At 65.8% G+C, this 24129-nt stretch carries 17 protein-coding genes and 2 tRNA genes; 12 read left to right on the forward strand and 7 right to left on the reverse strand.

Features of this window, described 5'->3' with window-relative positions; translation table 11 throughout:
- Positions 1–276 precede the first annotated feature (276 nt).
- Positions 277–2175 carry a DUF262 domain-containing protein gene (locus C3Y15_RS05610; protein ID WP_059475965.1) on the reverse strand — a complete coding sequence of 633 codons (1899 nt, stop codon included), beginning with the start codon at positions 2173–2175 and terminating at the stop codon, positions 277–279.
- A 494-nt stretch (positions 2176–2669) separates the two neighbouring features.
- Here C3Y15_RS05610 and C3Y15_RS05615 point away from each other — a divergent pair, with 494 nt between their 5' ends.
- On the forward strand, positions 2670–3014 hold the full coding sequence (locus C3Y15_RS05615; RefSeq protein ID WP_059696978.1) for a hypothetical protein: 345 nt from the start codon (positions 2670–2672) through the stop codon (positions 3012–3014).
- A gap of 45 nt (positions 3015–3059) precedes the next feature.
- On the opposite strand, the gene C3Y15_RS05620 is transcribed toward C3Y15_RS05615, so the two are convergent.
- The 3 genes from C3Y15_RS05620 to argA form a co-directional block, all read right to left on the reverse strand.
- Positions 3060–3134 (reverse strand) — tRNA-Val (locus C3Y15_RS05620).
- A gap of 201 nt (positions 3135–3335) precedes the next feature.
- Positions 3336–3611 carry an oxidative damage protection protein gene (locus tag C3Y15_RS05625; protein ID WP_006478357.1) on the reverse strand — a complete coding sequence of 92 codons (276 nt, stop codon included), beginning with the start codon at positions 3609–3611 and terminating at the stop codon, positions 3336–3338.
- A 50-nt stretch (positions 3612–3661) separates the two neighbouring features.
- Positions 3662–5041 (reverse strand): amino-acid N-acetyltransferase, encoded by a 1380-nt coding sequence (gene argA / locus C3Y15_RS05630; protein ID WP_014723300.1) that lies wholly within the window; start codon positions 5039–5041, stop codon positions 3662–3664.
- Between the two features lie 23 nt (positions 5042–5064).
- Here argA and hrpA point away from each other — a divergent pair, with 23 nt between their 5' ends.
- The 5 genes from hrpA to C3Y15_RS05655 all read left to right on the forward strand — a co-directional run bounded on the left by hrpA (position 5065) and on the right by C3Y15_RS05655 (position 13125).
- The gene (gene hrpA, locus C3Y15_RS05635) at positions 5065–9249 is read left to right on the forward strand and encodes an ATP-dependent RNA helicase HrpA (protein WP_124259917.1); all 4185 of its coding nucleotides are present in this window, start codon (positions 5065–5067) and stop codon (positions 9247–9249) included.
- Positions 9250–9395: 146 nt separating this feature from the next.
- On the forward strand, positions 9396–10385 hold the full coding sequence (locus C3Y15_RS05640) for a beta-propeller fold lactonase family protein (protein WP_011885441.1): 990 nt from the start codon (positions 9396–9398) through the stop codon (positions 10383–10385).
- A gap of 16 nt (positions 10386–10401) precedes the next feature.
- Positions 10402–11376 (forward strand): sterol desaturase family protein, encoded by a 975-nt coding sequence (locus C3Y15_RS05645; RefSeq protein ID WP_011885440.1) that lies wholly within the window; start codon positions 10402–10404, stop codon positions 11374–11376.
- Between the two features lie 109 nt (positions 11377–11485).
- Entirely contained in the window at positions 11486–12313 is an 828-nt protein-coding gene (locus tag C3Y15_RS05650) for an EI24 domain-containing protein (RefSeq protein ID WP_059474586.1), read from the forward strand.
- A complete protein-coding gene (locus tag C3Y15_RS05655) occupies positions 12310–13125 on the forward strand; it encodes a molybdopterin-binding protein (RefSeq protein ID WP_011885438.1) in 816 nt (271 codons plus the stop codon). Before C3Y15_RS05650 ends, C3Y15_RS05655 begins: the two co-directional genes overlap by 4 nt.
- A gap of 160 nt (positions 13126–13285) precedes the next feature.
- Here the strand turns inward: C3Y15_RS05655 and C3Y15_RS05660 are convergent, their stop codons facing one another.
- Positions 13286–13750, reverse strand: coding sequence for a rhodanese-like domain-containing protein (locus C3Y15_RS05660; protein ID WP_011885437.1), 465 nt, complete (start codon positions 13748–13750; stop codon positions 13286–13288).
- A gap of 406 nt (positions 13751–14156) precedes the next feature.
- Between C3Y15_RS05660 and glnA the strand changes: the two genes are divergently transcribed.
- The 4 genes from glnA (at position 14157) to C3Y15_RS05680 (ending at position 20666) form a co-directional block, all read left to right on the forward strand.
- On the forward strand, positions 14157–15572 hold the full coding sequence (glnA, locus tag C3Y15_RS05665) for a type I glutamate--ammonia ligase (protein WP_011885436.1): 1416 nt from the start codon (positions 14157–14159) through the stop codon (positions 15570–15572).
- A 161-nt stretch (positions 15573–15733) separates the two neighbouring features.
- Positions 15734–16876, forward strand: a complete 1143-nt coding sequence (gene glnL / locus C3Y15_RS05670; RefSeq protein ID WP_014723296.1) for a nitrogen regulation protein NR(II) — start codon at positions 15734–15736, stop codon at positions 16874–16876.
- Positions 16877–16922: 46 nt separating this feature from the next.
- Positions 16923–18443 carry a nitrogen regulation protein NR(I) gene (gene ntrC, locus C3Y15_RS05675; protein ID WP_011885434.1) on the forward strand — a complete coding sequence of 507 codons (1521 nt, stop codon included), beginning with the start codon at positions 16923–16925 and terminating at the stop codon, positions 18441–18443.
- A 78-nt stretch (positions 18444–18521) separates the two neighbouring features.
- The gene (locus C3Y15_RS05680) at positions 18522–20666 is read left to right on the forward strand and encodes a prolyl oligopeptidase family serine peptidase (RefSeq protein WP_045578950.1); all 2145 of its coding nucleotides are present in this window, start codon (positions 18522–18524) and stop codon (positions 20664–20666) included.
- Between the two features lie 30 nt (positions 20667–20696).
- Here the strand turns inward: C3Y15_RS05680 and xth are convergent, their stop codons facing one another.
- Positions 20697–21473: an exodeoxyribonuclease III gene (xth, locus tag C3Y15_RS05685; RefSeq protein ID WP_059462111.1), complete on the reverse strand. Its 777-nt coding sequence runs from the start codon at positions 21471–21473 to the stop codon at positions 20697–20699.
- A 192-nt stretch (positions 21474–21665) separates the two neighbouring features.
- Between xth and C3Y15_RS05690 the strand changes: the two genes are divergently transcribed.
- A tRNA-Met gene (locus tag C3Y15_RS05690) sits at positions 21666–21742 on the forward strand.
- A gap of 82 nt (positions 21743–21824) precedes the next feature.
- Here the strand turns inward: C3Y15_RS05690 and C3Y15_RS05695 are convergent.
- Positions 21825–22517, reverse strand: coding sequence for an aspartate/glutamate racemase family protein (locus tag C3Y15_RS05695; RefSeq protein ID WP_045578951.1), 693 nt, complete (start codon positions 22515–22517; stop codon positions 21825–21827).
- A gap of 180 nt (positions 22518–22697) precedes the next feature.
- Between C3Y15_RS05695 and dinB the strand changes: the two genes are divergently transcribed.
- Entirely contained in the window at positions 22698–24104 is a 1407-nt protein-coding gene (dinB, locus tag C3Y15_RS05700; protein WP_124259918.1) for a DNA polymerase IV, read from the forward strand.
- Positions 24105–24129: the final 25 nt, after the last annotated feature.

Genomic DNA, 24129 nt, shown 5'->3' on the forward strand with positions numbered 1-24129 from the left:
GGCGCGGCGACGAATGGTTCACTCAGCTACATTCCGCGTTCGGACCGGACTTGCTCGCGATGGCTAAGGCGTGGCGTCGGGCCACGTGTCGATGAGCGGGGCGGCATTCATGAACGCGTCGCGGGGGCGATACGCGCGTTGATTCGACGACGGCTCGGCGCGAAATCTGCGCGTTTGCTCAACGATGGTCGAGGAGCAGATGGACTGCTCCTCATCTCTTCCGCTTGCAGATGTGGTTGCCGCGTTGTGCGCTGAGTTCGAGTCACAGTTAGCGGTTCATTCCGCTTCTGCCGGCACTGCGATCAGATGCGGTTCGGCGCGCGGCCATATCTTGAGTGCTCGCTCAAGAAGTTCGTGCCCGCGCTGTTCGATAGTAGCCTCGTCCCAGCTATCGTATTGCGATAGTCTCCCGTTGATCGGTAGGACGGAGTTGGCCAGAATGCCAGCGCGTTTTTCTACCCAAGCGCCGTGCTTTATCGCGCTATTGAGGCTGCCGGTGATTAGCGTGAGATTCCCAAACGTGTGTATCAAATTGTCTCGACGTTTACTTGCCAAAATTTCGGGCGTTTCTTCGTCACGAAGCCAGGCATCCTTAACGCCCTGTAACCCGTTTTGAAGCGGCCAGTGCTCGATCCAGCTTTGCGGCATCACATGCTCAATCGTGACTTGACTGTCGAATTTAATAACTTCAGTTTTTGCCGATCGATAGGTTTCGCTCACCCGAGCTAGGATGTAGGTGAGACGTCGGTTGTTGAGCACGTTATAAATGTCGCTGCTCATCCAGGCGCGAGCAAATACCTCGTCACTTAACCATTGGTCGGTTGCACTGCGGAGGGATGAAAGATAATCATACACGACTTTGGCGGTGGGGCCACTTTCGCGAATCGCACGGGTCAAGCCCATGAAAATACGGTTGTATGCTTTCGTTTCCGCGCCGCACACTGCGCGTCGGATCAGATAGCTTTCCAACATTTCTGCCGCACGCAACGCTTCAACATCTGTGGCGCCTCGATCGAACATGGCAAGCAGCGGCGGATAGACCGTGCTCACGTCGAATACGTCAAGAAAGTGTGCAAGTTTGCTGAACGTCTGGTCATCACTGTCCGGTGCAATTCGTCTATACGAATCCCGCTGATTAACAAGCGCTATCAGTTCATCTTCGACCGTCAAAAATGGCTTGTCACGTTCGATCCAGTATTTATACTCAACAAAAAGATGTTTAATGGGAATGTCGCGCGCCTGTTTGCTGGCGAGGAAGTGCTGCATGAACAGGTCGCTACGCGGCCGCTTGAGACGGCCCTGTGTTACCTCTTCTCGCCAAAAAATCTGATCGAACCCTGCCCAATATTGTTCATAAAGTTTCTCTTGGGCCTCTTCTTGGCGAGCCGCGCGCAGAAAGATGTAGTTACGCAGCAAGTCTGCCGGCAGAAGGGGTTCGCCGCGCGCGTTGAGAGTCTCAAAGATAACTTGAGCATCATCTTCGCGATCAAGATCGATGGCCACGACTTTGAGGGCGGTTTTCAGTGCCTCGAAGCACTCTTCGACACGATCGGCAAGCGGCATATTCTCGGCGACCGCAGGTATCCCCTCGGAGCCTTTGAAAAATTCGGCGAGCTGGTCATAGAAGAACAGATATGCCTCGACCATTCTGGGGCGAGGTAAGGGCTTGCGGGCGTACTTCTCGCGAATCAGCGGATAGGCAGCTTCCAGTGCTGCCTTTGATCCAGCCAAAATCACGGATGTGAACTGAGCTCGATCGGAGAGTGTTGGCCAAACCTTGAAACGTTCAACTTCCGACTCTGCCATGCGCCCTTTATTCGTGACGTAGGCATCGCACTCTTCGGCGAAGTCATCCAAGCCTTCGGCACGGCAAAAGTCCCGGAATGCCGCGAGGAAAATTTGAAATGTAGTGAGTCGCTGCTGTCCGTCGATGACGCTACGTCGCTCGACTTTGCCAGTTTGCGTCTGCTTTTGGTCGATAACCATCGCTCCAAGGAAGTGAACCGGAGCATCTTTTCTATCTTCGATGAACTCGGAGAACTTGCGGGCAATGTCTTCCCAAAGCGGTTCCCATTGATGTTCCCGTCGCCAGACGTATTGGCGTTGAAAAGTGGGAATCTCTAGGCGCATCTTTTTCTCGAAGATATCGAGCAACGTTATTGCGTTGGCATCCATTGGATAGGTCTCTTCTTGCTCTTAGGGTGTGGCTTCGTTTGGTCGCCGCCATGATACCAACCTCCGTTCACACGTGCGCTCGCAGCCCTTCATTTGCCTGATGGTCATCTACTTCGGGTAGTAGCTGATTCGCCGCGCCTAGGCTTCATCAACCGCTCGGTCAGGTTTGCGGTGCCAATAGGTCGCTTTTTGGGCGACTCGGCGCGGATGCTTGGCCGCGTTTCGACAAATGAAGAGCGAAGACGGATTGCTTTTGCGGCGGTTGCTCGTATCGTTCGGCCAGAGTTGAGTGGTCACTGGTAGGTCGTCACCAAGAGCACTCATAGCACCGTGAAAGGTTGATGTAACGAGGAGCACCGCAATCGCCCTCAATCGGGGCGATTTTTTAATGCCGCTCTCGCGTTAGGCCGCGTAGCGATGGACTCGGCTGGTAGTTGATATTAGTTCCCGCATTCGGACTACACCCGGCCTTTGCCAAATGAAGAAGGAAAATCATGGCTGACCTCAATGCCGCGTTTATCGCGTTGCTCGGAGTGCTCGTTGGCGGGTACCGGATCAGCAGTTTGCTCAACGGCGTTTTGCTGGATTCGGTCGGCCTCGAGAACGACCCGGCCAGCATTTCGGATTCGATGCGGGCAGCCCGGGCCTCAGCCTCTTTGCGACTGATGAAGGTTTTGGTTAGTGGGGGGATCCCTGACGACGGACGATCGCCTGAAATTGGCAGTCGCCGCGTTTGCGAATGGTTGGCACCAGACACCTCGAAGAAGAAGTGTGACAAGAACGTGCCAACAATCCGGTTGGGCGAGAGGACACTTGACGAACACTTCGCCAAGTGCTGACCCGGAAAGCAAGAAGGGCCGGCGATTGCCGGCCCTTCGAATCTTTGGTGGGCGGTACTGGGATCGAACCAGTGACCCCTGCCGTGTGAAGGCAGTGCTCTACCGCTGAGCTAACCGCCCAAAGAAGCTGAAATTATGTCAGAGCTTTTTCGCTTCGTAAAGTACTTTCTTCAAATATTTTTGCGGGCCGCAGCGAACGGACCGCGCGCAAGCACCGCACCGTTCCGCTCGCACATCCCCAAAAGCAAACGGCACCGCGCGATGCACGGTGCCGTTTGCTCGACATCGCGCCGCGACGCCCCCGTCGCAACGCGCATCGCGTCAGCCTTCGGTCGGCGGCACGTAGCCGGACGCCTGGTCCGCGCCGTCGCCGAAGAAATACTTCTCGGTCTGCTTCATCAGGTACTGACGCGCGCGCGGGTCGGCCATGTTCAGGCGGTTCTCGTTGATCAGCATCGTCTGCTGCTTGAGCCAGCCTTGCCATGCTTCCTTCGAGACGCTTTCGTAAATGCGCTTGCCGAGCTCGCCCGGCAGCGGCGGGAAATCGAGACCTTCGGCTTCCTTGCCGAGCTTCGCGCATTGGATCATTCGAGCCATCGTGTACTTCTCCTGTAATCGGTCTGGGGGAAGGGCAGTCGTACCTGCGCTCAGAGCTGCTTCATCAGCACGAGCGACTTGCGCTGCCAGTTGTAGAGCTTGCGGCGGTCTTCCGGCAGGTCGTCGACGCTGACCTTGACGAAGCCGCGCTTGAGGAACCAGTGCTCCGTGCGCGTCGTCAGCACGAAGATATGCGTGAGCCCGCGTGCGCGCGCACGCTGCTCGATGCGCTTGAGCAGGCGCTCGCCGTCGCCCGAACCCTGCGCTTCCGGCGCCACCGTCAGGCACGCCATCTCGCCGATCTTTTCCTGCTGGTACGGATACAGCGCCGCACAGCCGAACAGCACGCCATCGTGCTCGATCACCGAGAAATGGTCGATGTCGCGTTCGATCTGGTGACGCCCGCGCCGCACCAGCGTGCCGTCGGACTCGAGCGGCTCGATCAGCGACAGGATGCCGCCGACGTCGTCCGGCGTCGCCTCGCGCAGGCTCTCCAGATTCTCGTACGAGATCATCGTGCCGACGCCGTCGTGCAGGAACAGTTCGAGCAGCATGCTGCCGTCGAGCGATTGCGGAATCAGATGCGCACGCGTCACGCCGCCGCGACATGCGCGGATCGAATGCTTCAGGAAGAACGCATCGTCGCCCTGAATGTTGCCCGAATCGAGCAGCTCGGCGGCCGCATCGAGCGACATTTCGCGGACCAGCTCGCCTTCGTCGTCGACGATGCCGGGCGCTTCGGTCAGGAAGATGATCTTGTCGGCGCGCAGCGCGATCGCGGCGGCCGACGCGACGTCTTCCATCGACAGGTTGAACGCCTCGCCGGTCGGCGAGAAACCGAGCGGCGACAGCAGCACGAGCTTGCGGCTCGCGAGCGAATGACGGATCGACTCGGCGTCGATCTTGCGCACGATGCCGGTGTGCGCGAAGTCCACGCCGTCGAGAATCCCCACCGGCCGTGCGGTCACGAAGTTGCCGGACACGACGCTGATGTGCGCATGCGCCATCGGCGAGTTCGGCAGCCCCTGGCTGATCGCGGCCTCGATGTCCAGTCGCACTTCGCCGGCCGCCTCCTTCGCCGATTCGAGTGCGCGCGCATCGGTGATGCGCAGCCCGTGCGAGAACTCCGACTCGACGCCATGCAGGCTCAGCTGCTCCTCGACCTGCGGCCGCGAGCCGTGCACCAGCACGATCTGGATGCCCATCGCCTGCAACAGCGCGATGTCCGACACGAGCGCGTTCAGCAGCCCTTGCTGCACCACCTCGCCACCGAACCCCACGACGAACGTGCTGTTGCGGAACTTGTGGATATAGGGCGCGACGGAGCGCATCCAGTCGACGAACTGCGCGTGGCTGACGGCCGAATCGTCGGGAGCCGGCGGCGTCGTGGCGCCGGTCTGGGCGGGAGGGAGGTCGGTTTGGGAATTCATGGGCGGGATTATAATGCGCCCCCATGTCGAATGTACCTAAAAGTCCCGCGCCGACGCGGGCCAACGCGGACCCGGCGCAGCACCCGGACGGTGCAGCCGATGCGCGTCAGCAGCCGGGCCGGCAGCAGCAATCGCGGCAGGGCGGCAAGCCGCCGCGCGACGACGAACGGCGCCGCGATGCGGGCCAGCCGGCCGCGCCGGCTACGCGCGCGGCCGACGGCGAGCGTACGCCGCGTCGCGAACGTGCGCCGCGCGCGCCGATCGCACCGAACCCCGTCCCGAAGATCAGCTATCCGGAAAGCCTGCCCGTGTCGGGCCGGCGCGACGAGATCGCGCGCGCGATCGCCGCGCATCAGGTCGTCATCGTTTGCGGCGAAACAGGTTCGGGCAAGACCACCCAGCTGCCGAAGATCTGCCTCGATCTCGGCCGCGGCCTCGGCGCCGGCGGCACGGGCCTGATCGGCCACACGCAGCCGCGGCGGCTCGCCGCGTCGTCGACGGGCCGGCGCATCGCCGAGGAGCTCGGCACGCCGTTCGGCGAAGTGGTCGGCTACAAGGTGCGCTTCACCGACAACCTCGCGCCGGGCGCGTCGGTCAAGCTGATGACCGACGGCATCCTGCTCGCCGAGACGCAGAACGATCCGCTGCTGAAGGCGTACGACACGCTGATCATCGACGAGGCGCACGAGCGCAGCCTGAACATCGACTTCCTGCTCGGCTACCTGAAGGAGATCCTGCCGCGCCGGCCGGACCTGAAGCTGATCGTCACGTCCGCGACGATCGACGCCGACCGCTTCGCGCGCCATTTCGGCAGCGACGCGCGCCCGGCGCCCGTGATCGAGGTGAGCGGGCGGCTGTATCCGGTCGAGGTCCGCTATCGGCCGGTGGCCGAGGACCGCCCGGCCGTGAAGAACGCCGAAGGCACCGGCGGGCGCGACCGCGTGAAGACCGCGCGCGAGGCCGAACGCGACCTGATGGACGCGATCGTCGACGCGGTCGACGAACTGTGCCGCGAAGGCCCCGGCGACGTGCTGGTGTTCCTGCCCGGCGAGCGCGAGATCCGCGACGCGGCCGAGGCGCTGCGCAAGCACCATCCGCCGCACACCGAGATCCTGCCGCTGTTCGCGCGGCTGTCGGCGGCCGACCAGGACAAGGTGTTCAAGGCGTCGAACGCGCGCCGCATCGTGCTCGCCACCAACGTGGCCGAAACGTCGCTGACCGTGCCGGGCATCCGCTACGTCGTCGACACCGGCCTGGCGCGCGTGAAGCGCTATTCGTACCGCAACAAGGTCGAGCAGCTGCAGGTCGAGTCGATCTCGCAGGCCGCCGCGAACCAGCGCGCGGGCCGCTGCGGCCGCGTGGCCGACGGCATCTGCATCCGTCTGTACGAAGAAAGCGACTTCCAGGCGCGCGCGCGCTTCACCGATCCGGAAATCCTGCGCTCGTCGCTCGCGGCGGTGATCCTGCGGATGAAGTCGCTGCACCTCACCGCGATCGAATCGTTTCCGTTCCTCGAGCCGCCGCCCGGCCGTGCGATCGCCGACGGCTATCAGCTGCTCAACGAGCTCGGCGCGGTCGACGACGACAACGCGCTGACGCCTCTCGGCCGCGAGCTCGCGCGCTTGCCGCTCGACCCGCGCGTCGGCCGGATGATCCTCGCCGCGCGCGACCAGCAGGCGTTGCGCGAAGTGCTGATCATCGCGAGTGCGCTGTCGGTGCAGGATCCGCGCGACCGTCCGAGCGACGCGCAGGAGCAGGCCGATCAGGCGCACCGCCGGTTCGCCGACGAGCGCTCCGAATTCCTGCAATGGCTGAAGATCTGGGCGTGGTTCGAAGAGGCCGTCGCGCACAAGAAATCGAACCGCCAGCTGGTCGATGCGTGCCGCCAGAACTTCCTGTCGCACCTGCGGCTGCGCGAATGGCGCGACGTTCATTCGCAACTGCTGACGGTCGTGCGCGAGCACGGCTGGCGTCTGAACGAAGCCGAGGCAACCTACGAGCAGATTCATCTGGCCCTGTTGACCGGCCTGCTCGGCAACCTCGGCCTGAAGGCCGACGACGATCCGCATTACCTCGGCGCGCGCGGGATCAAGTTCTATCTGTGGCCGGGCTCCGCGCTCGCGAAGAAGGCCGGCCGCTGGGTGATGGCGGCCGAGCTCGTCGAGACGAGCCGGCTGTACGCGCGCTGCCTCGCGAAGATCGAGCCGGAGTGGGTCGAGAAGGTCGGCGCGCATCTGTTGAAGAAGTCGCTGTCGGAGCCGCATTGGGAGAAGCGTCCCGCGCAGGTCAGCGCGTTCGAGCGCGCGACGCTGTACGGGCTGCCGATCTACCATCGGCGGCGCGTCGCGTTCGGCCGGCAGGACCCGGCGCGCGCCCGTGAGCTGTTCATCCGCGGCGCGCTGGTCGAAGGCGAATTCGACACGCGGCTGCCGTTCTTCGCGCACAACCGCAAGTTGCTCGCCGACATCGAGCAGCTCGAGCACAAGTCGCGCCGCCAGGACGTGCTGGTCGACGACGAGCTGATCTACGCGTACTACGACCAGGCGATTCCGCAAGGCATCCATACGGGTGCGGCGTTCGAGCGCTGGTATCGCGACGAGGTGAAGAAGGGCGGTCAGCCGGAGGACAAGCAGCGCCTGCTGTATCTGTCGCGCGACGACCTGATGCGTCACGAGGCGGCCGGCGTGACGACCGAGCTGTTCCCGAAGCGCATGACGATGGCCGGCGTCGAGATGGCGCTCACCTACCATTTCGAGCCCGGCACGCCGCGCGACGGCGTGACGCTCGCGGTGCCGCTGTACGCGCTGAACCAGGTCGACGCGCGCCGTTGCGAATGGCTGGTGCCGGGGATGCTGAAGGAGAAGGTGCAGCTGCTGCTGAAGTCGCTGCCGCAGAAGCTGCGCCGGCACTGCGTGCCGCTGCCCGAGTACGCGGCCGGCTTCGTCGAGCGCATGGGTCGCGAGCGCTTCGGCGCGGGCGGCCTCGTCGACGCGCTGATCGCCGACGTGCGCGGCGAAACGCAGGTCGCGATGAAGACGGCCGACTTCAAGCTCGAGACGTTGCCCGCGCACCTGTTCATGAACTTCAAGGTGATCGACGAGCACGGGCGCCAGCTCGCGATGGGCCGCAATCTCGCGCAGCTGCGCCAGGAGCTCGGCGCGCAGGCGCAGCAGCAGTTCCAGAAGATCGCGGCCGCGTCGTCGATCGCGGCGAGCGGCGATGTGGCCGGCGACGCCCCGGCCGGCGCATCGGCGCCGGGCGGAGCGGGTGCGCCAGGCGCGCTGGCGAAGGGCGGCAAGCCGGCCAGGGGCGCGGCGCCGCACACGGCGGCGCCCGCGGAAGCCGGCGCGACCGCGCTGTACGAGAACCTGACGACGTGGAATTTCGGCAAGCTTCCCGAGCTGCTGGAGATCCGCCGGCGCGGCCAGACGCTGTACGGCTATCCGGCGCTCGTCGATCGCGGCACGCATTGCGACGTCGAGGTGTTCGACTCGCCCGAGGAAGCCGCGCGCATCCATCGTGCGGGCTTGCGGCGGCTGTTCGCGCTGCAGCTGAAGGAGCCGATCAAGTTCCTCGAGAAGAACCTGCCGGGGCTGCGCGAGATGGCGATGCAGTACATGTCGCTCGGTACGCAGGACGAACTGCGCGATCAGCTGATCGACACGGCGCTCGACCGCGCGTGCCTGCAGGAGCCGCTGCCCGACGACGACGCGAGCTTCCACGCGCGCCGCGACGAGGGCCGCAGCCGCCTGAACCTGCTCGCGCAGGAGATCGCGCGGCTCGTCGCGCAGATCCTCGCCGAATACGCGGGGCTCGCGAAGAAGCTCGCGCAGGCGAAGCCGTTCGCGCAAGCGCACGCCGATCTGCAGCAGCAGCTCGCGGCGCTGGTCGGCAAGCGCTTCGTGATCGACACGCCTTACGTGCAGCTTGCGCACTTTCCGCGCTATCTGAAGGGCATCGCGCTGCGGATCGACAAGCTGAAGGCGGACCCGGCGCGCGACGCGAAGCAGTTCGCCGAGCTGCAGCCGCTCGTCCAGCAGTACCAGCGCGCGGTGTCGCAGCGCGGCGGCGTCGTCGATCCGCGGCTCGCGGAATTCCGCTGGCTGCTCGAGGAACTGCGCATTTCGCTGTTCGCGCAGGAACTGCGCACGCCGATGCCTGTCTCTGTCAAGCGTCTGCACAAGGTGTGGGAGTCGATGCAGCGCTAGCGCCGCCGCGGCCGGATGCACGTCATGGCGAGCGGCCACGGCCGGTCGTCGCGGCGTGCGTCGAAATGGCGCAATGCTGTCCGCGGTCAACCGGGCGGGCCGGTCGGGCGTTTTACAATGACAGTAGTTCCACGACGTGAGTCTTCATGCGCACTTTCCTCTCCTTCGGCCGCACGCTCGCGCTGGCCGCCGCCGTGCTGGCGCCCGCCGCACACGCGAATAACGTGATCATCCTCAACTCGGCCGAGGCGACGCTTTCCCTGATCGATCAGCAGACCCGTCAAGTCGTGGCGACCATGCCGACCGGCAAGGAGCCGCATCACCTGATGGCGACGCCCGACAATTCGTCGCTGATCGTCGCGAATTCGGTCTCGAACAGCCTGATGTTCGTCGATCCGAAAACGGGCAAGCTGCAGCGCACCGTCGAAGGCATCGAAGATCCTTACCAGCTCGGCTTCTCGCCCGATCGCAAGTGGTTCGTGTCGACCGGGCTGCGCCTCGATCGCCTGGACATCTATACGTACGACGGCCACGACGTGCATCTCGCGAAGCGCCTGCCGCTCGCGGTGATGCCGAGCCACCTCGCGTTCACGAAGGACAGCAAAACGGTGCTCGTGTCGCTGCAGGTGTCCGGCGAGATCGCGGCGGTCGATCTGGCGACGCAGACGCTCAAGTGGCGGATGAAGGTCGGCAAGGTGCCGGCCGGCCTGTGGCTCACGCCGGACGACAAATACCTGCTGGTCGGGATGACCGGCTCGGATTACGTCGCGGTGGTCGACTGGCGCAACCAGAAGATCGTCAAGCAGATCGTCACCGGCAACGGCGCGCACAACTTCCGTTCGCTCGCCGACGGCACGCACGTCGCGATCACCAACCGCGTCGCCAACACGATCAGCATCATCGACGAAAACACGCTCACCAACGTCGGCGACATCACTGGCCTGCTGCCGGGGCCGGACGACATGGAGCTGTCCGCCGACCGGAAGACGCTGTGGGTGACGTTCCGCTTCGCGAAGAAGGTCGGGATCATCGATCTCGCGTCGCGCAAGCTGGTGCAGACGATTTCCGTCGGCCGATCGCCGCACGGTATCTACTTCTACGACCGCGCGCCCTGGAAGGCGGCGAACGGCGCGTGACGAGCGGAGACGAACGATGCTGCACCTGATCGATGCGTTCGTGTCGGACATCCAGACCTGGCTGTACATCGACGTCGTGCAGCCGCTGCTGTTCAAGTTCAACCTGATGGGCTACGACGAGGGCACCTACGACGCGCTGTACTGGGTGATCGTCGGCGCGCTGCAGATGGTCCTGATGTTCGCGGTGCTGCGCCCGCTCGAGGCGCTGCTGCCGGTCGAACGCTGGACCAACCGCCGCGCGGTGCGGGTCGACGTGATCTACACGGCGATCGCGAAGCTCGGCATCTATTCGCTGTTCTTCTTCTTCGCGCTGCAGCCGCTGTTCGACCGTTTGCAGGGCTGGTTGCGGCTGCACGGCGTGTCGAACGTCAATCTCGACTATTTGTGGCCGGGCGTGACGTCGCAGCCGATCGTCGCGTTCGCGATCTACCTCGTGGTGCTCGATTTCGCCGGCTACTGGTATCACCGCTGGGAGCACAAGTTCGGGATCTGGTGGGAGCTGCACGCCGTGCATCACAGCCAGCGGCAGATGTCGCTGTGGTGCGATGACCGCAACCACCTGCTCGACAACGTGATCCAGTCGTGCTTCTTCGCGACGATCGCGCTCGTGATCGGCGTGACGCCGTCGCAGTTCGTCGTGCTGACCGCGTTCACGAACTTCATCCAGAGCATCCAGCATGCGAACGTGCGGCTGCGCCTCGGCTGGCTCGGCGAGCGCCTGATCGTGAGCCCGACGTTCCACCGGCGTCATCATGCGGTCGGCTACGGTCACGAAGGCACCAAGTACGGCTGCAACTTCGGCGTGCTGTTCCCGTGGTGGGACATGATGTTCGGCACCGCGTCGTGGAACCGCACGGTCGAGCCGACCGGCATCCGCGAGCAGATGGAGGGCGTGTCCTACGGCGACGGCTTCTGGGCGCAGCACGGCCTCGCGTTCGTGCGGATCTTCCGCCGGCTCGTGCCGGCGAAGCGCGGTGCGGCATCGGCCTGACCCGTCGTTTCCCGTCGAGCGGTAGCCTGCGCGGCCCGCATGTGCTTTGGCGCATGCGGGCCGCGTGGTTTATCCTTTCCCCGTTTTTCATCGTCGATACAGGGTCCGCATGAACGATCTGCTGCGCTCCTTCCTCCGCGCATTCGCGAGCGCGCTGCATCCGCGCATGCTGTGGCTCACGCTGATGCCGTTCGTCGTGTCGGCGCTGTTCTGGGGCGTCGTGCTGTGGTTCTCGTGGCAGACGCTGATCGACGCCGCGCGCGGCGCGCTCGACGGCTTCGTGCTGACCGCCGCGCTGTACCGCGCGTTCGATGCGTTGGGGATGTCGCAGCTGCATGCGGTCGTCGCGCCGTTCATCGTCGTGTCGCTCGCGATCCCGTTGATCGTGCTGACCGTGCTGCTGCTGATCGCGACGATCTCGATGCCGGTCGTGATCAAGCATCTGGCGAGCCGGCAGTTCGCCGCACTCGCCGCGAAGCGCGGCGGCACCTTCTTCGGCAGCGTGGTCAATTCGCTCGGCGCGGCGCTGGTCGGCGTCGTGCTGCTCGTCGTGACGATCCCGCTGTGGCTGATTCCGCCGTTCTTCGCGCTGCTGCCGCCGGTGATCTGGGGCTGGCTCACCTATCGCGTGATGACCTACGACGCGCTCGCGCTGCACGCGAGCCGCGACGAGCGCCGCGAGCTCGTGCGGCGCCACCGCTGGCCGCTGATCGGCATCGGCGTCGCGACCGGCCTGCTCGGCACCGTGCCGACTTTCGTGTGGGTGTCGTCGGTCTGGATGATGGTGCTGTTTCCGTTCGTCGCGGCGGCCATGATCTGGGTTTACGCTTTCATTCTCGTTTTCTCGGCGCTGTGGTTCGGGCACTATTGCCTGCGCGCGCTGGACGACCTGCGCGCGAGTTCGCGCGCCACCGCAATCGACATGGGGCAGGCATGAGCATCGGCATCATCATCATCGGCGACGAAATCCTTTCCGGCCGCCGGCAGGACAAGCATCTGGCGAAGGTCATCGAGCTGCTCGGCGCGCGCGGGCTCGCGCTCGACTGGGCCGAATACGTCGGCGACGATCCCGCGCGGATCACCGCGACGCTCGCCCGCGCGATCGCATCCGGCGACATCGTGTTCTCGACGGGCGGCATCGGCGCGACACCGGACGACCACACGCGCCAGTGTGCGGCCGCCGCGCTCGGCGTGCCGCTCGAGTTGCACCAGGAAGCGCGCGCGCTGATCGCCGAGCGCATCCGCGAGACGCAGCCCGACGCAAGCGCGCCGGTCGACTTCGATTCGCCGGAGAACCAGCACCGTTTCAACATGGGCGTATTCCCGGTCGGCGCGACGATCATCCCGAACGGCTACAACCGGATTCCCGGCTTCTCCGTCGGCGATCTGCATTTCGTGCCGGGCTTCCCGGTGATGGCGTGGCCGATGATCGAATGGGTGCTGGACACGAAGTACGCGCATCTGCACCATGCGACGCCGCACGCGGAGCGCTCGCTGTACGTGTTCGAGCTGCCCGAGTCGACGCTGACGCCGCTGATGGAGCGGATCGAACGCGACTTCCCCGGCGTGCGCGTGTTCAGCCTGCCGAGCGTCGGCGACGCCGAGCGCGGCGGCATCTATGCGCGCCGGCACATCGACCTCGGCGTGAAGGGCGAGCCTGAAGCGGTCGCGGCCGCGTTCGTGAAGCTGCGCGAAGGCGTGCATCTGCTCGGCGGCGACGTCGTCGAGCCCGATGCGCCGCGGGCGTGAGCGTCGCGTAGATCGCGCACGATTCTCTCGGCGCGCACAACTACCTGGCCCGCTGAACGGGCCGTGCAAAAGAAGCGGGCCGCGCAACGCGGCCCGTCATCGGGGTGTCATCGCCCGGCTCGACGATGTCGCAGTCGGGCGTGCGGGAACGGATGCGCGTTCAGGCGCCGATCCACGGCAGTTTCCGGAAGCACCAGCCGTCGACCGTCTTGCGATGGCCTTCGGCATCCTTGCCGCCCTCGAACCCTTCGAGCAGATCGAAAGCCTTCGTGAAGCCGGCCTGCTTGGACGCAACTGCCGCGAGCTTCGAGCGTGCAGCGCTGCGGCACAGGAACAGCACCGGCGTATCGGGCGACACGGCCGCCTTCAGCTGCTCGACGAATTCCGTGTTCGGCACGCCGCCGGGATAGCGCGTCCACTCGATGTGCAGATACTGGCCGTCGCCGACGAGCGGGCGGCCGATCCAGTCGAGCTCGGCGCGCGTGCGCACGTCGACGAGGCGGGCGGACGGGTCGAGCTGCAGCAGTTCGAACGCCTCGACGGGCAGCAGGGCGCCCGCATAGTCGAGCGCGCTCTCGGCGCGGCGTTGATCGGCCTTCGCGTAAAGCTGGTCGAGCGTACTCATGGCAGGAGGTCTCCGTATCGGTCAAACGAACATTCTAGCGCGCCGCTGCCGCGCGGACGTCGGTACGCTGGCCGGCCGCATGCACCGCGCACGGGTTCACCAAAAAAGTGCAGAATGGCGTGCATGCACCGAATCGGCGCTCGCAAAATGCTGTCACACGCTCGTTGCACCATGGAGGTGCCAAAGCGCGAATGCCGGTGCGTCCCGTGGCCCCGGAATCGCGCAGCGCGGCCCCGCTGCGGCGCGGGCCGGCGCGATTCGCGTCGGATTTGCGATGATTGGCACGGAAGCTGCTATATAGAATTCGGTCGACCCGGGGCGCGCTGCGCCAAAGCCAGACTCCGGGCAGCTCGATAAACGAGGCGGTTCCCAGTCCGCCGGAATTGTTCAATCAGGAGAAGAGGTTATGAGTAAAACCGTCGCCGACGTCATGCAGCTCGTGAAGGACGAGGACGTCAAGTTCGTCGATTTCCGCTTCACGGATACGCGCGGCAAGGAGCAGCACGTGTCGGTGCCGGTTTCGGCGTTTGACGAAGACAAGTTCGAAAGCGGCCATGCCTTCGACGGTTCGTCGATCGCCGGCTGGAAGGGCATCGAGGCGTCGGACATGCTGCTCATGCCGGATCCGACCGCGGCGTTCATCGACCCGTTCTACGAAGAGTCGACCCTCGTGATGACCTGCGACGTGGTCGAGCCGGCCGACGGCAAGGGCTACGAGCGCGATCCGCGCTCGCTCGCGAAGCGCGGCGAAGCGTACCTGAAGAGCACGGGCCTCGGCGACACCGCGTACTTCGGTCCGGAGCCGGAATTCTTCATTTTCGACTCGGTCCAGTGGAACACGGACATGTCGGGCTGCTTCGTGAAGATCAACTCCGAAGAAGCACCGTGGTCGGCAGGCAAGGAATTCGAAGGCGGCAACACCGGCCACCGTCCGGGCACGAAGGGCGGCTACTTCCCGGTCGCGCCGGTCGACACGTTCCAGGACATGCGTTCGGAAATGTGCCTGCTGCTCGAACAGCTCGGCATTCCGGTCGAAGTGCACCACCACGAAGTCGCGGGCCAGGGCCAGAACGAAATCGGCACGAAGTTCTCGACGCTCGTGCAACGCGCCGACTGGACGCAATGGTCGAAGTACATCATCCATAACGTCGCGCACTCGTACGGCAAGACGGCGACGTTCATGCCGAAGCCGGTCGTCGGCGACAACGGTTCGGGCATGCACGTTCACCAGTCGATCTGGAAGGACGGCCAGAACCTGTTCGCGGGCAACGGCTACGCCGGCCTGTCGGAATTCGCGCTGTTCTACATCGGCGGCATCATCAAGCACGCCCGTGCACTGAACGCGATCACGAACCCGACGACGAACTCGTACAAGCGTCTCGTGCCGCACTTCGAAGCACCGGTGAAGCTCGCCTACTCGGCGCGCAACCGTTCGGCATCGATCCGCATTCCGCACGTGTCGAACCCGAAGGGTCGCCGCATCGAAACGCGCTTCCCGGACCCGATGGCCAACCCGTACCTGTGCTTCACCGCGCTGATGATGGCGGGCCTCGACGGCGTGCAGAACAAGATCCATCCGGGCGAAGCAGCCGACAAGAACCTGTACGACCTGCCGCCGGAAGAGGATGCAAAGATCCCGACCGTCTGCGCAGGCCTCGACCAGGCGCTGGAAGCACTCGACAAGGATCGCGAGTTCCTGACGCGCGGTGGCGTGTTCACCGACGGCATGATCGATGCGTACCTCGCGCTGAAGGAGCAGGAGCTGGCGAAGTTCCGCATGACGACGCATCCGATCGAGTTCGAGATGTACTACTCGCTGTAAGTGGCGATGGCGCTTCCAGTCAGCGCCGTCACGCCGCTTCGTTCCCGTCGGGCAGTGTGCGGCGGGAGCGGCGGAGTCTGAAAGGGGACGGCGTCCAGCCGTCCCTTTTTTGTTCCGAAATTCCTCATTCACGGCCCCGGTGGGGCGCGACGATACGCACGATGGCTCTGAAGAATCTGATCAAGGCGAAGACGGGGCAGCCCGAGCGACTGACGGAAGACGAGCGGCTCGCGCGCTCCGGGCTGCTTGCCGGGCTCGAAGCGCTGCCGACGGTCGTGCTCGTGCTCGACCGCAAGACGCTGCGGGTCGCGTTCGCGAACCCGTCCGCGGAGGCGATGCTCGACATCTCGCGCCGGCAGCTCGCGCAGCGGCCGTGGGGCGAGATCTTCCCGAACGCGAACGAGCTCGCGTCGACGATCACCGCGATCGGCGAGGAGCGCTTTCACGCGACGCATCTCGACACCGTGCTCGATCGGCCCGGCCACGAGGCGTTGCACGTGCATGCGATCGTCGGCTTCCTCGAGACCGCGCCCGATTTCGTGCTCGTCGAGCTGTTCGAGAACGAACGCCAGTCGCGCACCGATCGCGAGGAGCGCATCCACGACCTGACCGCGGTCAACAAGCAGCTGATCCGCAATCTCGCGCACGAGATCAAGAATCCGCTCGGCGGCATTCGCGGCGCCGCGCAGCTGCTCGAATTCGAGCTGGGCGAGCGCGAGCGTGGCGAGTTGCGCGAATACACGCAGGTGATCATCAAGGAGTCCGACCGCCTGCAGACGCTCGTCGACCGGTTGCTGGAGCCGCATCGGCATCCGCACATCGTCGGCGACGTGAACATTCATGAAGTATGCGAACGCGTGCGCGCGGTGATGCTCGCGGAGTTTCCGCGCGGCCTCACGATCGAGCGCGACTACGACGTGAGCGTGCCGGACCTGCGCGGCGACAAGGAGCAGCTGATCCAGGCGCTGCTGAACATCGTGCGCAATGCGGCGCAGGCGCTGCGCGAACGCATCGCGCAGGGCGACGCGAGAATCGAATTGCGCACGCGCATCGCGCGCAAGGTGACGATCGCGAAGCGCCTGTACCGGCTGGCACTGGACTTGCACGTGGTCGACAACGGGCCGGGCATTCCGGAGGAGATTCGCGACCGCATCTTCTACCCGCTCGTGTCCGGGCGCGACGACGGCAGCGGGCTCGGCCTCACGCTCGCGCAAACCTTCGTGCAGCAGCACGACGGGATGATCGAGGTCGAGAGCCGGCCCGGACGTACCGAATTTCAGATCCTGTTGCCGCTCGATCACTGAGCGGCGGCATGGCGATTCACCGGATTCACCAATATCTGACCGACCTATGAAGCCGATCTGGATAGTAGACGACGATCAATCGATTCGCTGGGTGCTCGAAAAGGCGCTCGCCCGCGACAGCTTCGCGACGCGCAGCTTCGCGAACGTGCGCGATGCGCTGGCCGCGCTCGATCACGAGTCGCCGCAGGTGCTCGTATCCGACATCCGGATGCCGGGCGGCTCGGGCCTCGAGTTGCTGCAGGCGATGCACGAGCGTCTGCCCGGCTTGCCCGTCATCATCATGACGGCGTTCTCCGATCTCGACAGCGCAGTGGCCGCGTTCCAGGGCGGCGCGTTCGAATACCTCGCGAAGCCGTTCGACGTCGACAAGGCGGTCGAACTGATCCGCCGCGCGGTGGAGGAAAGCCTGCGCGGCGGCGCACCGCAGGACGAACGCGTGGCCGAGGCGCCCGAGATGCTCGGGCAGGCGCCGGCGATGCAGGACATGTTCCGCGCGATCGGCCGGCTGTCGCATTCGGCCGCGACGGTGCTGATCACCGGCGAGTCGGGCACCGGCAAGGAGCTCGTCGCCCGGGCGCTGCACCGTCACAGCCCGCGCGCGAACGGCCCGTTCATCGCGCTGAACACCGCCGCGATCCCGAAGGATCTGCTGGAATCCGAACTGTTCGGCCATGAGCGCGGCGCGTTCACCGGCGCGCAGACGACCCGCCAGGGCCGCTTCGAGCAGGCCGAGAACGGCACGCTGTTCCTCGACGAAATCGGCGACATGCCGTTCGACCTGCAGACGCGCCTGCTGCGCGTGCTGTCGGACGGCCAGTTCTATCGGGTCGGCGGCCACAACCCGCTGCGCGCGAACGTGCGCGTGATCGCCGCGACGCACCAGAACCTCGAATCGCGCGTGCGGCAGGGGCTGTTCCGCGAGGACCTTTACCACCGGCTCAACGTGATCCGCCTGCGCCTGCCGCCGCTGCGCGAACGCAGCGAAGACATTCCGCTGCTCACGCGCCACTTCCTGCAGAAGAGCGCGCGCGATCTCGGCGTCGAGCCGAAGCGCGTGTCCGACGAAGCGCTCGCGTATCTGACGTCGCTGCCGTTTCCGGGCAACGTGCGGCAACTCGAGAACCTCGCGAACTGGCTGACGGTGATGGCGCCCGCGCAGACGGTCGAGATCAAGGACTTGCCGCCCGATCTCGTGCCGAGCGGCGCGCCGGTGACGGCAGCCGTCGACGGCGCGGACGCGCCCGCGGCCCTCGGCGGCGGCGACGTGTCGCGCGTGCAGCCGTCGGTCGGTGCGGCGACGCTCGCGAGCGCACCCGTTGCGGCCGCATCGAACGGCGCGCCGGCCGGCTATCCGATGTGGGAGAGCGGGCTGCGTACCGAAGTCGCGCGACTGCTGCGCGAAAATTCCGCCGACGTGATGGACGAACTCGCACGTCGCTTCGAGGCTGCCGTGATCCGCGAGGCGCTCGACTTCACGCGCGGCCGCAAGGTCGAGGCGGCCGAGCGGCTCGGCATCGGCCGCAACACGATCACGCGCAAGATCCAGGAACTGCATCTGGAGCCGTAAGCCGTCGTCGCGGCATGCGCGCGCCGCGCATGCCGCGATCGGACATAATCGCGGTTTGCCGTCACGCGCACGCCCGTCATGTCCGATTCCTTCCGCTGGCCCGCCGGGGCCGATCCTTTCCGATTTCTCGAAGCGCTCGACAGCAAGCGCGCCCGCACGTGGGTCGACGAGCAGAACGCGCGCACGCGTGCTGCGCTGCGTGACGACGACGGCTACCGCACGCTGACCGCGCGGCTCGCGCAGGCCTACCTGCCGCGCGAGCGGCCGGTGATTCCGACCCGCTGGCGCGAATGGGCGTACGACCTGTGGCAGGACGATCAGCACCCGAAGGGGCTGTGGCGCCGCGCGCGCTGGGACGACTGGCGCGCCGGCCGGCCCGACTGGGAAACGCTCCTCGACGTCGACGCGCTCGGCGCGCAAGAGGGCGAATCGTGGGTGTTCGAGCAGGACGCGATCCTCTATCCGGACGGTGACCGCGCACTCGTGTCGCTGTCGCCGGGCGGCGCGGACGCGGTCGTCGTGCGCGAATTCGATCTGGTGCAGCGCCGCTTCGTCGACGGCGGCTTCACGATCGACGAGCCGGGGCATCACACCGTCGGCTGGATCGATCGCGACACCGTCTACGTGAGCTGGGATCGCGGCGAAGCGCATGCGACCGCGGCCGGCTATCCGTACGATGCGCGCCGCTGGGTGCGCGGCACGCCGCTCGCCGATGCACCCATCGTGTTTCGCGGCGAACCGGACGACATCAGCGCGGGCGCATGGTTCGATCCGATCGACGGCCGCCATGTCGCATGGCGCAGCGTGGACTTCTTCGACGCGCATGCGTACCGGCTCACCGAGGCGGGCGAATGGGCGCGCTACGACGTGCCGACGCACGTCGAGGTCGGCTTCTGGGAAGGCTGGCTGGTGCTGGAGCCGCGGCTCGACTGGGACTGCGGCGGCGTACGGCATGCGGGCGGCTCGCTGCTCGCGATTCGCGAGCACGCGTTTCTCGCCGGCTCGCGCGAATTCACGACGCTGTTCGCGCCGCAAGCATCGACGTCGGCGTGCACGTGGACCCACACGCGCACGATGCTGATCGCGAGCTGGCTCGACGACGTGCACAACCGCACGATGCTGTGGACGCCGCGCAAGGGCGAGGGCAGCGACGACGGCGAAGGCGGCGAATGGACGTGGGACGCGCATGCGTTCGACTGGCCGCGCGATGCGCAGATCGACGTCGAGCCGGTCGAGTCGACGCTGAACGACGACGTGTACGTGGACGTCGACACCTATCTCGATCCACCCGAATGCTGGCTGGCCGATCTCGCCGATCGCGCGGCCGATGCGCAAGCGCGCCGCGTGCTGCTCGACCGGCCGCCGGTGCGCTTCGATGCGGCAGGGCTCGTCGTGCGGCGCGCGAATGCGCGCTCGCGCGACGGCACGATCGTGCCGTACACGTTGATCGGGCCGCGCGATGCCGTCGAGGCAGCCAACCGTGATGATGGCGGCGATGGCGGCACGCGCGTCGCGCGGCCGTGTCTGTTGTCAGGCTATGGCGGCTTCGCGATTCCGAACCTGCCGGGCTACAGCGACGCACTCGGCATCGCGTGGCTCGAGCGCGGCGGCGTCGCGGTGTTCGCGCACATCCGCGGCGGCGGCGAATTCGGGCCGCGCTGGCACGTCGACGCGCAGCGCGAACATCGGCAGCGTTCGTTCGACGATTTCATCGCGGTAGCCGAGGACCTGGTCCGCACCGGCGTGACGACCGCGGCGCAGCTCGGCATCGAAGGCGGCAGCAACGGCGGCCTGTTGGTGGGCGCGTGCATGGTGCAGCGTCCCGAACTGTTCGGCGCGGTGCTGTGCCGCGTGCCGCTGCTCGACATGCGGCGTTATCCGAAACTGCATGCGGGCGCCGCCTGGCTCGACGAGTACGGCGACCCGGACGATCCGCGCGAGGGCGCGGCGCTGGCCGCCTATTCGCCGTATCACCGCGTGCGCGACGGCGTCGTCTATCCGCCGCTGCTGCTGACGACGTCGACGCGCGACGACCGCGTGCATCCGGCGCATGCCCGCAAGATGGCGGCGCGCATGCACGCGCTCGGGCACGAGCGCGTGTGGTACTGGGAGAACACCGACGGCGGCCACGGCAGCGCCGACGATCTGGAGCGGGCCGAATCCGATGCGGCGGAATTCGGCTTCCTGTGGGCGCATCTGGGGCCGGCGCCCGCGCGCGGCTGAGCGAGCGGGCGGGGCGGCAGGCCAGCGGCCTCAGCCCACGACCGCGACGACCGGCGTGTGATCGGACGGCTGCTCCCACGTGCGCGGCACGCGGTCGACTTCGCACGACGTGCAGGTGGCCGCGAGCGCCGGCGAGAGGAGAATGTGGTCGATGCGCAGCCCGGCGTTGCGGCGAAACGCGAACATCCGGTAGTCCCACCACGTGAAGGTCTTCTCGGGCTGCTCGAAGCGCCGGAACGCGTCGACGAAGCCGAGCTCGAGCAGCTTCGCGAAGTGCGCGCGCTCCTGCGGCGACACCAGGTTCTGGCCTTCCCATTTCGCGGGGTCGTGCACGTCGCGATCTTCCGGCGCGATGTTGTAGTCGCCGAGCAGCGCGAGCTTCGGATAGCGCTGCAGCTCGGCGCCGAGCCACGCATGCAGCGCGTCGAGCCACTGCATCTTGTAGAGAAACTTGTCGGAGTCCGGCGCCTGGCCGTTCGGGAAATACGCGGACACGATGCGCACGCCCTCGACCGTCACGGCGACCACGCGCTGCTGCGGATCGTCGAAGCCGGGAATGTTGCGCACGACGTCCGATTCGTCGACGGCCAGCGTGTCGCGCACGAGGATCGCGACACCGTTATACGTCTTCTGGCCCGTGAACCAGCTGCGGTAACCGACGGCCTCGAGATCGGCGCGCGGATATTTTTCGTCCGGCAGCTTCAGCTCCTGCAGGCACAGCACGTCGGCGCCGCTTTGCGCGAGCCAGTCGAGCACATGCTGTTTGCGGACGTTGAGCGAGTTGACGTTCCAGGTGGCGATTTTCATGAACGGGAAGGCGGGCGGCATGGATTCGAAGGCCGCCATCTTACCGCGAGCGCGGCGCGCGAACGCGTGCAACACGCGATCGGCAGCGCATCCCGTGCACGTCGCGAGCCTCGCGATATTGGGGCCCAGCCAATAAATTGTGACAAAAGTGTTGACGTAAGTGCTTCCTCACCCTATAATTTATTTCTCTGACGCGGGGTGGAGCAGTCTGGCAGCTCGTCGGGCTCATAACCCGAAGGTCGTAGGTTCAAATCCTACCCCCGCAACCAAGCACACCAGACGATGTGCAGCGCAACTGACCGATGCGCGCTTCGTCGACAGGAACCCGGCCCCGTGCCGGGTTTTTTGTTTTCAGCCTGCCGCCCACTCGACCGCCGCCTTCGCATGCAGCGTGGTCGTGTCGAACACCGGCAGCGGCGAGTTTGCGTCGCCGATCAGCAGCGTGATTTCCGTACAGCCCAGTATGACCGCCTGCGCGCCGCGTCGCGCGAGTTCGTCGATGATCGCGACATAGGTCGCGCGCGACTGCGCGTCGATCCGGCCGTGACACAGCTCGTCGTAGATGATCCGGTGCACGTCGGCGCGCGCCGGTTCGTCCGGCACCCGCACGTCGAGCCCGAACCGGTCGCGCAGCCGCTGCGCATAGAACGGCAGCTCCATCGTGTAGCGCGTGCCGAGCAGCGCGACGCGCTCGACGCCCGCGGCGCGCAGTGCGTTGCCGGTCGGGTCCGCGATGTGCAGGAACGGCAGCGTCACCGCCGCTTCGATCGCGTCGTGCACGCGATGCATCGTGTTGGTCGTCAGCACGATCAGGTCGGCGCCGGCCGCTTCGAGTCGGCGTGCGGCGTCGGCCATCCGTTCGCCGAGCGCGCGCCAGTCCTGCGCGCGCTGCAGCGCCTCGATCTCCGCGAAGTCCACCGTGACCAGCACGCTCTTGGCGTTGTGATGGCCGCCGTGCAATGCCTTCGAATAGCGATTGATCATCCGGTAGTACTCCGCCGACGATTCCCAGCTCATCCCGCCGATCAGGCCGATCGTCTTCATTCGTCACCTTTGCGTTTCATCTGTCGTGGCGCACGAGTATAGGGGCCGACCGGCGCGCGCGGCGGTACGATCCGTGCGCAGCCGACCGGTACGGCGCCGCTGGCCGAGCTGGGTCGGCGCCGCGTCGGACTGTCCGCATTCGCCGGTACGTGGCAGCACGCGGCAGTTGAAACGGTCACTGTGTTTTTGTACAGTATCGGCACCGTGAAGCCGACCACTCCCGAGCCTGCCGATTCGCACCTGCCGCCGCCTGGCGACGCGCCGCCGCGCGTGCGCAAGATCATCCATTGCGATTGCGACTGCTTTTACGCATCGGTGGAGATGCGCGACGATCCGTCGCTGCGCAATCGGCCGCTCGCCGTCGGCGGCCGGCCCGATCAGCGCGGCGTGATCGCGACCTGCAACTACGAGGCGCGGCGCTACGGCGTGCATTCGGCGATGTCGTCGGCGCTCGCGATGCGCAAGTGCCCGGACCTGCTGATCCTGCCGTCCGCGATGGACAAGTACCGCGCGGCGTCGCGGCAGATCATGGCGATCTATCGCGACTACACGCGCGACGTCGAGCCGCTGTCGCTCGACGAGGCGTATCTCGACGTCAGCGGCTCCGAGCTGTGCCACGGCAGCGCGACGCTGATTGCGCGGGAGATCCGTCAGCGCGTGTACGAGACGGTCGGCGTGACGGTGTCGGCGGGCGTCGCGCCGAACAAGTTCATCGCGAAGATCGCGTCCGACTGGAACAAGCCCGACGGGCTGTTCGTCGTGCGCCCGCACGAGGTCGATGCGTTCGTCGCGGCGCTGCCGGTGCGCAAGCTGCACGGCGTCGGGCAGGTGACGGCCACGCGCCTCGACCGGCTCGGCATCCAGACCTGCGCGCAATTGCGCGACTGGTCGCTGATCGATCTGCATCGCGAGTTCGGCGCGTTCGGCCGGCGTTTGTACCAGCTCGCGCGGGGCATCGACGAGCGGCCGGTGCACGCCGATCAGGAGCGCAAGTCGGTCAGCGTCGAGACGACCTATGTGACCGACCTGACGACGCTCGAGCAATGCGCGCAGGAAATCCGCCGTCTCGTCGAGCAGCTCGATGCGCGTATCGCGCGCGCGGGCGCCGCGCGATCGATCCGCAAGCTGTACGTGAAGATCCGCTTCGCCGATTTCCAGCGCACCACGGTCGAATGCGTGGCCGACGCGACGAATGCGCAGACGGTCGTCGCGTTGCTCGCGAAGGGGCTGCAGCGGCGCGCGCAGGCCGTGCGGTTATTAGGCGTCGGCGTGCGCATCGACGAGAACACGGCCGAGCGCCATGGACAGTTCTCGCTGTTCGGCGATGCAGTGGATGAGTCGGTTGAGGGGGGCGCCGATGCGGCAGCTGAGGAGTTGACCGAGGAGTCGAACGAGGACCCAGCCGAGGAGTCAACTGAGGAGCCGACCGAGAACGCAGCCGGCGCGTCAATCGAGGATCCGGCCGAGGGCTCAACTGCAGAGTCAACCAATGACCCAGCCGACCATTCAACGAACGCCCGAACCGACGCCCCGACCAGCGGTTCAAACCCGGCCGCCGAGCCATCCGGTCCAACGCCCGCACAATAAAAAAAGCACCGCCGAAGCGGTGCCT

It is taken from the genome of Burkholderia sp. B10 (genome assembly GCF_004368385.1).
Classification (GTDB): Bacteria; Pseudomonadota; Gammaproteobacteria; order Burkholderiales; family Burkholderiaceae; genus Burkholderia; species Burkholderia vietnamiensis.